The sequence below is a fragment of the Gracilibacillus salinarum genome (genome assembly GCF_022919575.1).
Taxonomy (GTDB): domain Bacteria; phylum Bacillota; class Bacilli; order Bacillales; family Amphibacillaceae; genus Gracilibacillus; species Gracilibacillus salinarum.
This window is the reverse complement of sequence record NZ_CP095071.1, coordinates 3,630,710-3,643,431: the sequence shown is the minus strand read 5'-3', so window position 1 is coordinate 3,643,431 and position 12,722 is coordinate 3,630,710. Positions and strand designations below refer to the sequence as shown.

The 12,722-nt window shown below is 40.1% G+C and carries 9 protein-coding genes and 2 riboswitches; all 9 genes read right to left on the bottom strand.

The window, feature by feature from the left end; translation table 11 throughout:
• Nucleotides 1-35: 35 nt before the first annotated feature.
• The 9 genes from MUN87_RS17085 to MUN87_RS17045 all read right to left on the bottom strand — a co-directional run bounded on the left by MUN87_RS17085 (nucleotide 36) and on the right by MUN87_RS17045 (nucleotide 12,708).
• On the bottom strand, nucleotides 36-410 hold the full coding sequence (locus MUN87_RS17085; protein ID WP_244742061.1) for a GNAT family N-acetyltransferase: 375 nt from the start codon (nucleotides 408-410) through the stop codon (nucleotides 36-38).
• 255 nt (nucleotides 411-665) lie between these two features.
• A complete protein-coding gene (locus MUN87_RS17080) occupies nucleotides 666-1,508 on the bottom strand; it encodes a nucleotidyltransferase (protein WP_244742058.1) in 843 nt (280 codons plus the stop codon).
• A gap of 19 nt (nucleotides 1,509-1,527) precedes the next feature.
• Nucleotides 1,528-1,836, bottom strand: coding sequence for a hypothetical protein (locus MUN87_RS17075; protein WP_244742056.1), 309 nt, complete (start codon nucleotides 1,834-1,836; stop codon nucleotides 1,528-1,530).
• Nucleotides 1,837-2,611: 775 nt separating this feature from the next.
• Nucleotides 2,612-3,913 (bottom strand): NCS2 family permease, encoded by a 1,302-nt coding sequence (locus tag MUN87_RS17070; protein ID WP_244742054.1) that lies wholly within the window; start codon nucleotides 3,911-3,913, stop codon nucleotides 2,612-2,614.
• A 103-nt stretch (nucleotides 3,914-4,016) separates the two neighbouring features.
• A riboswitch (purine riboswitch) is annotated at nucleotides 4,017-4,119 on the bottom strand.
• A gap of 97 nt (nucleotides 4,120-4,216) precedes the next feature.
• Nucleotides 4,217-5,737, bottom strand: a complete 1,521-nt coding sequence (gene guaA / locus MUN87_RS17065) for a glutamine-hydrolyzing GMP synthase (protein ID WP_305037454.1) — start codon at nucleotides 5,735-5,737, stop codon at nucleotides 4,217-4,219.
• Nucleotides 5,738-5,925: 188 nt separating this feature from the next.
• Nucleotides 5,926-6,028, bottom strand: a riboswitch (purine riboswitch).
• Nucleotides 6,029-6,113: 85 nt separating this feature from the next.
• Nucleotides 6,114-8,324, bottom strand: a complete 2,211-nt coding sequence (locus MUN87_RS17060) for a transglutaminase TgpA family protein (RefSeq protein WP_244742049.1) — start codon at nucleotides 8,322-8,324, stop codon at nucleotides 6,114-6,116.
• Nucleotides 8,321-9,592, bottom strand: a complete 1,272-nt coding sequence (locus MUN87_RS17055) for a DUF58 domain-containing protein (RefSeq protein WP_244742048.1) — start codon at nucleotides 9,590-9,592, stop codon at nucleotides 8,321-8,323. The genes MUN87_RS17060 and MUN87_RS17055 overlap by 4 nt, the downstream gene beginning before the upstream one ends.
• A complete protein-coding gene (locus MUN87_RS17050) occupies nucleotides 9,589-10,539 on the bottom strand; it encodes an AAA family ATPase (RefSeq protein ID WP_244742045.1) in 951 nt (316 codons plus the stop codon). The genes MUN87_RS17055 and MUN87_RS17050 overlap by 4 nt, the downstream gene beginning before the upstream one ends.
• Nucleotides 10,540-11,340: 801 nt before the next feature.
• Complete coding sequence (locus tag MUN87_RS17045; RefSeq protein WP_244742043.1) at nucleotides 11,341-12,708, bottom strand: TrkH family potassium uptake protein; 1,368 nt, start codon at nucleotides 12,706-12,708, stop codon at nucleotides 11,341-11,343.
• Between the last annotated feature and the right edge of the window lie 14 nt (nucleotides 12,709-12,722).

Genomic DNA, 12,722 nt, shown 5'->3' with positions numbered 1-12,722 from the left:
TTTAGACAGAATAGACTAAATAAACTTGCTTTCTATTAACAATCCAATTCCATTTTCAAGAATTCATAGGTATCACCATTGGTTTCCTGCATAAAGATATTCAATTCCTTGAATCCGATCTTTTTATATACTTTGATTGCTCTTTGATTAAAGGTCGCTACGGATAAATTTATCTTTTCTGGATTCAACTTACTTCTCAGAAACGCTATACTTGTTTTTAGGAATGCTTCCCCGTATCCTCGTCCCGTTAACTCAGGTCTCAATCCCAGTCCAATTTCTACAGTTAGATCATCCGTTTGTTTTGCACTTAAAAAACCGATCAATTCGTTATTATTCAAAACAGCATAAGTAGTATTACCACGTTTTTGCGGATCCAGGAATTCTTCCAGATCCTCTTTATCAGCTTCCATATCATAAAGCGAGACTTCAATAAGTGGGGGGTTTGATCCCCACTTATTGTTAGCGAAACTTATCAGGAAGTTATCGTCCGTTTATCCCACATCTCTCGAATCTTGAAGGTGGGGGATTACGGACGGTTAGCGCCGTGATAAAAAGCATATTCTCCGTCATAATGCCAATTGAATGTAATTTCCTCCGCTTGTTCCTGTGTCATTACTTTAAAATCACAATTCCACAATGTCATCCACTCCCCCTTTAGAATTTGTTTATATCGGCATATTCCTTAGCTTTTTTGGATTATGTACTTGCAACCATTTTTCTGCTTCTTTGGTCATCCACGGTCCCATTTTATTTAAGTAATCTACTAATTCTTTTGGATCTTCCACAGGCTCAATAGCGTATTTCAACGCTTGTTTCATTGCGGATTCTTTCTCTGGGTAATAATCTGAAAATAGCTTATAGGCAGGGAATAGATCTCTAGTATATTTATGTTCTTTTTCTATGACCAGTGCAAGTCCCGATCTGACTATGATTTTCATAATCCAGCGGCAACAATCTAATATATCTTCTTTATCTTCATTTCCTATGAGGTCTTCTTTTGCTAATTCAATTTGCTCCCATAAGTTAACAAGGTGTTCATTCCCCAGTGTCTTATCCGCTTTGTAATCAGGCAACAACTCACTTACGTCATCTCCCAACACACATACACTATGAGTCTTAATCATGAATGGGATAATAGAAAAATGATTGGTTTGTAATACATCTTCCATCCAATAAAAGCTAAACTCAATCCCGCTTATACAAGTATATTTTTCAGTTAACGCCTGTTCCTCTTCATCTATCCATTGCACATCGATTTCAGAAGGTTGTTTTGTTGTGACAGCTATAGTGTCGATGTCTGAGATACTATGTATTCCTAATCCCCGAGGAATCGATCCACGAATATATATGCTATGCAGATCGTTTTTTAAATGGCTTTTATACACTTTCATTACTTCTTCTATCACCTTGTAATATTCATAATTAATATTCTTTAACTCGGCATCATTTATTATATATCCGTTAGTATCAGTCAGACAAAAGCGCCCAATGTTGCTTATTTCAGTCAATATACCTCTCCTTTTACTATTACCAATTAAATATAGTCATAAAAATTATAGAGACAATAAAAACGGAAAAAAACACTAAAAGATAATGAGATCCTTGCGTCTTTTCAGTCTTTCTTTCATATCGTTGCCATCCAGTAAACAAACCAATAAATGCACCGATCACTCCAAGACGCAAAATCGATATGACGTATTCTACCACCGGTTTATATGTCGTTATCGAAGCACCATTATGCACCTGTGTTACCTCTTTATAATCAACAAACAAAATGGCTAATGCCACTCCGAGCAAAAAGCCGTAAAAACCTGATTTTTTCAACTTACTTTCCATGAATATAATTCCCCTTGTTTTAGACTAAATTGTTGCTTTGATTCACTCATCTTTCTACATTTTCCCATCGAAATTTAAATTCTTGCTAGATATTGTATAATGCTTTTCTGAAGTGATTATATACATATCCCTGACGACAGCGTTATCATGTTCATCCTTATTTTAACATAATATACCAGAATATATTACCAAGAAATAACTGAATTATCTATAATATGGATTATGACAACTAGCCATTGCTAGCCGAGTATCCATATTGAGATATTTAATGTGCTAAGATACAGCTTCACAATTGATGCGACAACTAGGATATGAAGCGCTATTTGGAAGGTTTACACATTAATTGATGAAATACATTGCTTAGAACCACTGCTTTTAGCTGTTCTATACGTTTTAGCACTTCCAATAAGCGTAGGAAATAGGCGGAGACTCCCGTGGAATCAGCGCGAGCTGAAGATCCACTTCATTTGTGCCTGTGTCTTCTAGTATCGCTTCGAGGTAAGCTTCCTCGGCACAAGGCAGCTCAGATGTTATTTCAAGTAGTAGCCTAGCTGAAGCCGTGCCCACAGGACGCGGAGCCTATTTCCGGAGCTTTGCTGAGCAGATAAAATATATCAAAATTACCACAATGTCAGACAGTTCCACTTTTCATAATCCACATTTGAGGAACTCAGCTTTATGTTCCATATGATTACTGCTGTGACTGCACTTTAATACTTTCCTGACTAAAAAAAGACCAAATCATAATTGATTTGGTCTTACTCTGTTTATTTTCTTAATGGATAAACCCTAAATAACCAATAAAGACAACGAATAGTCCCCACATAATCGGATGAACTTCTTTTGCTCGCCCTTTGGCAACCATTGTAATCGGATAGAAGATGAAGCCTACTGCGATACCTGTTGCAATGCTGTATGCAAGTGGCATCATGACTACTGTTAAAAATGCCGGTACTGCAATTTCGAATTGATCCCAAGGGATGTCTTTTAACGATGAAGCCATCATGACCCCTACAACGATTAATGCCGGAGCTGTTACTGCGCTTGTTACAACGTCTAATAACGGCGAGAAGAAGATTGCTAACAAGAAAAGTCCAGCTGTTACAAGTGAAGTAAAACCAGAACGTCCACCGGCACCAACACCTGTTGCAGACTCTACGTATGATGTAGTCGTTGATGTACCAAGTGTCGCACCTACTACTGTCGCAGCAGAATCCGCGAACAATGCTTTTCCTGCTCTTGGAAGCTTGTTATCTTTCATTAATCCAGCTTTGGTTGCAACCGCCACTAACGTACCAGCTGTATCAAAAAAGTCTACGAATAAGAACGTTAAGATTACCACTAACATCTGCACTGTGAATACATCACCAAAATTCGTAAATGCTGCACCGAATGTTGGCGCTAAGCTAGGTACTTCTCCAACTATAGCATGAGGTACTGGAACTACACCAAAAATCATTCCTACAATTGCTGTGATGACCATTCCGTAGAATACGCCACCTTTTAATCCCATTGTAATTAAAATAACTGTAACAAAAATACCGAAAACCGCGAGTAATGTAGAGGGTTCTGTTAAATCACCTAATGCAACAACAGTTCCTTCATCTGGAACAATTAGATTTACATTCTGGAATCCAACAAATGCGATAAACAACCCGATCCCTGCACCTACTGCCAATTTTAATGGAGCTGGAATAGCATTGATTACTTTCTCACGAAGACCTGTTAACGTTAAGACAATAAAGATAAGTCCAGAAACGAACACACCTGCTAAAGCTGTTTCCCACGGAATACCGTACGTAAATACTACAGTGTACGTAAAGAATGCATTTAATCCCATACCTGGTGCAAGAGCGATTGGATATTTAGCTACCAAAGCCATAATCGCTGTACCGACAGCTGCTGCTAATGCTGTTGCCACGAATACCGCACCTGCATCCATTCCTGTACCTTCTGCAGCCAAGATGGATGGATTTACAAACAAAATATATGCCATTGCCAGGAACGTTGTTAACCCCGCAACCGACTCTGTACGATAATTTGTACCTAAACGGTCAAATTCAAAAAACTTCTTCATCTTATATATCTCCCCTTTTCATCGGTCGTAAAAAAAGAACACTCTTAGTATGTCAAGAGTGTTCGATACAATTCGGAGAAGTCACTTTTTTGAAAATAGGTCTAGTAACTTACAACCTCCTCGTAGTCAGAGCAATTTGCGGTGCTCTGGTAGAAACTCTTGGGCCATATTCCCAATATTATACGACGAATGTTATGTGCTTTTAGAATAAGTACATACTTATATTACTAGCCTATCTTCTATTAGTCAAGATAAAAGACGAATATTTTTAAATTATTTTATTTTATTGTTCGTATTTAGATATTATTCCCATTCAATTGTTGCAGGCGGCTTACTTGTCACATCATACAGCACTCGATTAATATGATCTACTTCATTCACTAAGCGTACAGAGATTTTCTCCAATACATCCCAAGGAATACGTGCCCAGTCAGATGTCATCCCATCAATTGATGTTACAGCGCGGATCCCGATCGCATAATCATAGGTACGCGCATCTCCCATAACACCTACACTGCGAATGTCCGGTAATACCGTGAAATATTGCCAAATATCACGATCTAATCCTGCCTTTTGAATTTCTTCACGGAGGATCGCATCTGATTCACGAACAATCTCGACTTTTTCTGGTGTAATTTCACCTAATACACGAATACCTAGTCCAGGTCCAGGGAATGGCTGACGCCAAACGATCTCATCTGGAACACCTAATTCTGTACCCAATGCACGTACTTCATCCTTGAACAACGTATTTAACGGTTCAATCAATTCAAACTGCATATCTTCCGGTAACCCACCAACATTATGGTGTGATTTAATTGTTTGTGCCGTTTCTGTCCCACTCTCTACAATGTCCGTATAAAGCGTACCTTGCGCTAAGAAATCCATGTTTTCCAGTTTCGCTGCTTCATCATCGAAGACATAAATAAATTCGTTACCGATAATTTTACGCTTTTGTTCCGGATCAGAAACACCTTCTAATTTAGTAAGAAAACGTTCCTGTGCATTTACTCTGATAATGTTCATATGAAAATCATCACGGAACGTGTGCATCACGGTATCTCCTTCATTCTTACGCAATAAACCATGATCGACAAAAATACACGTTAACTGGTCACCAATCGCTTTATGAATTAGTGCTGCTACTACAGAAGAATCGACCCCACCGCTTAATGCACATAATACATTACGATCGCCAACTTTGTCTCTGATCTTGTCAACTTCCATGTCAATGAAGTTCGCCATTGTCCAGTCACCTGTACATTGACAAGCCTGGAATACGAAGGCCTTCAACAAATCATTGCCATACTCCGTATTACGTACTTCCGGGTGGAACTGTACACCGTATAATTGTTTTTCTTTATTACTCATCGCTGCAACTGGCGTGGAAGAACTGGTTGCTTCTATATCGAAGTCTTTTGGAGCTTCAATAATTTTATCGCTATGGCTCATCCATACGACTTGTTCCATTGGTGTACCTTCAAATAAAAGCGATCCTTCTTTCACGTGAATATCCGCCTTACCATATTCTCGCTGGTTCGCACGTTCTACTACACCACCAAAATGATGCGTCATTAATTGCATACCATAGCAAATACCTAGCACAGGAATACCAAGATCAAAAATTCGCTCATCACAACGGAAGCTATTTTCTCCATATACGCTGTGAGGACCACCAGACAAAATAATTCCTTTTGGATTTATATCTTTGATCTCCTCTATCGTTAATCGATGTGAATGTAACTCACTATAGACTCCAAATTCACGTATACGTCGTGTAATTAACTGATTGTACTGACTTCCAAAATCTAAAACCAAAATCATTTCATTGTTTACTTCCAAGTTGTCCACTCCTTCTATTATCAGTTCAACTCACCCATCAGAAAACGTGCGAAAGGAACTCGGTTACTGCCGAGCCTTAAGTCGATTACTTTCATTTCATCCTATCATTGCATCACTGTTTCATAGAAATAAAAATCTGCCTTTCTTTAAAAATCAGAAAGGCAGAAATCCCGCAAGACCTCCGCCTTCATAGTCCTGAACATTTATGGTGTTCTGGTAGAAACATTCGAGCCTTATTCTCAAACCTATATGAAGGTGAATGATGCAGGGAAATACTGCATCGATTTCTATGCGCACAACAAGTATAGCAGCGGCACGCTTTAATTTTTATCTATTCTATCAATCGATATTAGCCTGGTCAAGCGAATATTTGATCACTCAACTCATCAAAAAGTTCCTGTAACCGTTTTTCATCCTTGTCTATGGACGTTTGATTACGATATAAATATTCTTCATAGGCAGCAGTAAGTGTTGACATTGCGGTAGTACCAAAGTGTTCATCTACCTCATTTGCATACTGTCTTAATGTTTGACCGGTTTTCCTTCTCAAGCCTTGTTTACCAAGGATCTCTAATAAATACAAATAGGCTGCTTCTACTTCCGACTTCTCTCTTAATCTTCTCCATTTCCGCAAAATATACCAATTTCTTATTTCATATCGCTTCAGATAAGCTAATACAGTTACTGCCAAGATGATTAGCGCTGCTGCGATCCATAAATAACGCATATTGCCATCACCATTATCCTGTCCGGCTGCAGCCGTATCGCCACTTCCATCTTCTTCTGTTAACTGTTGTTTTTGCTCTTGTTCTTCTGCAGCTTCTTCTTGCTCCGTCTCTTCTGTTTCTGTTTGCTCTTCCTCTGGATTATCTACATCGACATCACTGGTTACCTCTTGATAGAAATCAGTCGGATTATTAAAACCGCTGGTAGGCTCAAAAGGAACCCAGCCTGTACCTGGAAAATATACTTCGACCCAGGAATGGGCATTATTGTTCGTCACTTCATACGTCGAGTAGCCTTCAGGAAGATTGCGTTGATCGATAATTTCTGAACCGCCCGTGAAACCTTTAACCCATCTGGCAGGTATATCTAACGAGCGTAATAACACAACCATCGAGGTTGAGAAATTATCACAGTAGCCAATCTGCGTCTCAAATAAAAATTGATCGACATAATCTTCTCCACGTTCAGGAACAGATACATCTTCAATCTGATATCGATAGCCATTTGCAGCGAAATAACCTTCAATAGCCCGCGCTTTTTCATATCGGGTTTCTACTCCCTCGGTAATATCACTTGCCAGCTCCCGTACTCTGTCAGGTAAACTATTAGGCAACTGCAAATACTGATCACGGATAGCAGCAGGATCATCTGTTGGTAACTCTTGCAACTGATTTACGGAAAAAGATGGCGCCTCGTACTGAACGGAATAAGCTTGTGCTATATTCTCTTCTGCTGATTCTGATTCTATTAAACCAGACTGCGCATCCATATAAAACTGACTTTGACCAGAAGTGTTTAACATCTGAACGCCATATGGATATACGGCTTTCGTCAGTGCATTACTATCCACTGGTTCTACTTGACCTTGATACGCTGTTGTCTCCACCTGATCCACGAGAAACGTGTTATCTGCTATCATACCATTGGTCAGTGGCTGATAATTTAATTCTGTGGAACGCTCCCAGCCTTTTCCGGTATAGACGTCCTTAGTCTCAATCCGCCAATAGATATCATCATGTGCAATCGCGCGAAATACAGGGGTATCGTCCTGCACAAATGATCCACCCAGCCGGGAATCATCTTCCCCATAACCAACCTTCTGGACCCCACCACTAAAACCAACATGACCGGCAGTACTCTGAATGAAAGGCACCGGATCCGGCCATTGCGGATCTGGTTTTGGCGAATAAATCCCTAGTGCGGTTGCTAAGCCAACAATCAACATAATCGGCAGCATCCACCCAACTACCTGTTGCTTATAGTTACGCTTCTCTACTTGCTTCATCAAGTGAACATAGCGACTTAGACCGAATACAACAAAGGAAATCACAAAGGTTCGTACAATGGCAAGACGCGCATCATAGACCGTGAATGTATCAAGTACCGCTAAATAGAAAAAGGTCAGGACAACAAATAAGAAGAATTTATTCGCCACCGTAAACCAGTAATGAAGCAAGTAACTCATTAGCCATAACACAATAAGAAATAGCATACTCCTAAAAAAGGCAGTCATCTGCGCCATATTATTTTCGAAGATAATTTCTAAATTAAATTGCCATTCCAGTTGCATGAACTGGACCCATTCCGATGATAAGAACCGCGCATCTACAAACAAATAGTCGAGCACAAATAACATCGAAACTAGCTTCACGGCAAATCGGGCAATTTTATTTTCGGTAAAAAAAGAAACCGCAAAACAAATCGCTGTAAAGATAACGAACAAGTAAGAATTACCTGTATCCGTTGTTTGCTCTAATGGTCTGAGCCACTCCCAAAACAACAGGAATCCTGCACATAGCAGAATAAACGTAGAGACTGTTTCCAACGAAAACTGTTTTTTCATCTGGATGGATGCACCTCCCAGTGATCTTGTCTTAGTTGTTGTTCCGTTACAACCTGAACTGCAATTTGTTTAGCCCGGAGAAGCTGAACATATTTCGTCTCTGTTGTACGCAGTTCTTTCTCTGAGATAATATAGCAGACGAATATGCGGTAATCCTGATTTCTCCAGTGGGCAAAACGTTCTATCAATAATTCATCTAATTCATGAATAACAAACAATACGATGCTGCCTTTGGCAATTTCATTTAATGGTGCCGATATTTGCTCCGCTAAGGAAATTTCCGTTTCTTGCTCGACTGTTGTAAGATAATGCTGAATGGCAGGAAACTCAAATTGTAATTGCTGATGCGAAAAGAATCTCGCCTGCTTGCCAAAGGTATAGAAGGAGATATTTTGCCCCTTTTTTCGAAGCGCCTCCAGTACAGAAGCTGTCCATTCAATAGCTGCTTCAAATCTCAGAGGCTGCAGATCTTGAAAACCACCAATATCGAGCACGACGGCGATATTGGAATCTTTCTCTTGCTCAAATTCTTTTGTCATCACTGTATTTTTACGTGCCGTTGTCTTCCAATCAATCCATGAAAAGCGATCACCTGGAATATATTCTCGAACTCCCGACACAATATTTGTTATTTTTTCGTCATGCACCGTAGAGGATGCAGCTCCTTCCTCTAAACTCATAGAAGTGTGACGCCATTTCATATCCTGAACAGATGGATAGACAATCAACTCATCTATCTCATCAAAATGATGATCAGCTTCAACAAATCCAAATGGATCCCCAATTTTCAACATAATGGTCTGCAGGCGATGCAGCCCTCTAGGCAAGTGGTCTAACGTATACGTAATCGTGACACTTTTTTTAAAACCAGGGTAAACCACTTGCTTGCCCATACGTTTTCGATGCATGAATGCCGGATTACTTAAGTCCCGATATTTCTTTTTGCCGGGATCCTGATGGTCTAAGCTGTCTGGTAATGGATCTTCTATAACAAGAAAGAAAATAGGAAATCGAAAGCTTCTCTTTATGGTGATGGTTACATCAACCATTCCGCCTGTTTCGGTATAGCGCGCTGACAACTTTCTTGCTACCTTCCAATTATGAACGGGATAAAAGGGAATGATGATCATATAAATGACAATCGGAAGCATGCTGTAGAAGAGAAACCAACTGACGAAGCCCCCTTGAAACATGGCAAAAACAAACAAAATGCCTAATAACAGTAGTAGTTGTAACGTTTTTACGAACTTCTTGAAGACAAACTTCATCCATGCAATTCCTTTCGCACTGGTACATCAATTTCTTCTAAAATCTGATGGATCAGCTTCGATTGCGTAATCCCTTCGTACTTCGCCTCCGGTCTTAGAATAACTCGGTGTGCCAGTACAAAAGGTGCCAGGAAGACGACATCATCAGGAATGACATAATCACGATTCTGAATATACGCGTAAGCCTTGGCAGCTTTCATTAATGCAATGGAACCACGCGGACTGACACCTAATTGTACATATGGACTGTTCCGAGTAGCAGATACCAGTTTAACGATGTAATGCTTTACGGTTTGATCCATATATAGATCGCTGGCCTCTTCTTGCATCTTCAATAATTGTGCTTTATTGATAACCGGCGAAATAGTCTCAATCGGATGAACTCGATCCGTTCTGTTTAGCATCTCTAATTCATCGTTTTCGTTAGGATATCCCATGTTCAGCTTAATTAAGAAACGGTCAAGTTGTGCCTCAGGCAACGGATAGGTTCCTTCATAATCTACTGGATTTTGTGTTGCCATGACGAAGAAAGGCTTTTCTAACGATTTCGTCATTCCATCTACCGTTACGTTCATTTCTTCCATTGCTTCTAGTAGTGCGGATTGTGTCTTTGGTGACGTTCTATTAATCTCATCCGCTAAAATGATATCCCCGAAGATAGGGCCGCTACGGAATTCAAACACCATATCTTTTGGGTTGTATATAGAAACACCTGTTACATCAGAGGGTAATAAATCAGGAGTAAACTGGATACGTTTAAACTGACAATCTAGTGATTTGGACAGTGCACGTACCATCATTGTTTTACCGACACCTGGTACATCCTCCAATAATACATGCCCATCAGTTAACAGCGCGACAAGACTAAGGGTAACTTCTCGTTCTTTTCCTATCAGCACTTTTTCGATATTTTCCAAAATCTGCGCGACTTCTTTCTGATATTCCATCTTTTCCGCCTCCGTTCTACTCGATAACTGCAATTAAAAAAATAGTACTTAACTATTACTATACTATACTAGCAGGGTACAATCCTACTGATTAATCTAACTAATGAATGAAAATGTTGGGATTTTGTCAAAAAAGCGTGTTTGACATGAAACACCGATCTGCTTTCTGTGACAGCGAAGTGATTGAACAATGGCTGTATTGCAGAATGGTCATTTTGATATAATTTATCTGCTCAGCAAAGCTCCGGAAATAGGCTCCGCGTCCTGTGGGCACGGCGGTCTGCAAGGCTACTACTTGAAATAACATCTGAGCTGCCTTGTGCCGAGGAAGCTTACCTCGAAGCGATACTAGAAGACACAGGCACAAATGAAGTGGATCTTCAGCTCGCGCTGATTCCACGGGAGTCTCCGCCTATTTCCTACGCTTGAGGGAAGTGCTACAACGCATGGAACAGCAAAAAGCAGTCATCTATTTCATCAAATTAAGATGTAAATCTCGCAGATAGTGCTCCATCTCCTAGCTGTCGCATGAATTGTGGAGCCATACATCAGCGTAGGCCACCCGCAGAACAGGAAGGTGCTGAAGATCCACTACGTCTGCACCTGTGTCTACAAGTATCGCTTCGAAGTAGACTTCCTCAGTGCAAGGCATCAGAGAAGTTACTCAACTAGCAGCCTATCTGAAGGCGTTCCCATAGGACGTAGTTGGTGGAAGGTCTCCTAGCACATAATATATCAAAGTGGTCACAACGCTAACACAATCCGCATAACAGAAAAACCTCAAGCATTTGCTGCTTGAGGTTAGCCGATAATAATTCGTTCGGTTGGATAATGGAATCTGTCTTTTGTATCGTCTCCGCGGATAATGAACAGGAATGTGAAAATCCCGATTCTTCCGATAAACATTAGACACATGATCAGACATTTGCCGAAGATCGACAAGTCTGGTGTAATTCCCATCGAAAGACCTGTTGTACCGAAGGCAGATGCAACTTCAAAAATGATCTCCATTAAAGAAAATGGCTCGGTTTTGTTTAATAGCACAACCGATCCGGCACATAACATTAAGGACGTCGCAATAACGATGAAAGAACGCAACATATCTTCCTGGTGAATTTCGCGATCAAATACTTTAATACTGGAATTTCCTTTCGCATAATTCCAAATCGTCAACAGCATTATCGCGAAGGTAGTCGTTCGAATACCGCCACCAACACTGCTTGGCGAGGCACCAATAAACATCAACACACTCATAAAAAACAAGGTCTCTGTCGAGAATTGGGTAACATCCATGGTTGCTAACCCTCCACTTCGACTCGTCACTGATTGGAATAGACTGTAGAACAAGGTTTCATGCCATGATTTGTCCGCAAAGAAGGCATTCCGTTCCAACAAATAAATGCTAACCGCTCCAATGACAACGAGCCAAAAGAACGTCACTGTAGTAATTTTGGTAAACAGCGAAAATTTATGTCTGTCGTTTAACGCTTTTGAACGGCCCTTTAACACTTCCTGTACTTCAACCAGTACCGGAAAGCCAATGGCACCGAGAATAATTAAAATCATATTAATAAATTGCACAAAATAATCATCCGCATACGGAATCAAGGAAGCCCCTGTAATATCAAGCCCACCATTAGTCGTAGCACTTACAGATGCAAAAATACCATGCCTGATCGCTTCTCCAACACCATCAAAATAACTGAGAAAATGAATCGACAAGATGGCCGCACCAACCACTTCAATTAATAAGATTAATTTAAAGATGGCTAATAACAGCTTTACAAGTCCTGCAAGCGTCTTACTATTCTGATCAACCATGATCATCTTTCGGCTTCTAAGACCAATTTTCCTACCTAATATCACCCAGATAAATGTTCCCATTGTCATAATACCAATTCCACCCAGGTGCAGTATGACAGCTATAGCAATCTGACCAGCCGGGTTAAAGGTATCTGGAATGGAAACAGCCGTGAGCCCCGTAACACTTATTGAAGTAACAGCAGTAAACATTGCATCAATAAAAGGAAGCTCTACCCCTGGATTATGAAAAAAAGGTAAGCTCACAATGATTGTTGAAATAACTACCGCTAATAAGTAATACGTTACAATATGATGAATGGCGGACCATTGTTTGGTTTTCTTTTTAATAGCATCTATAATTTCCATTCTTTTTTACTCCT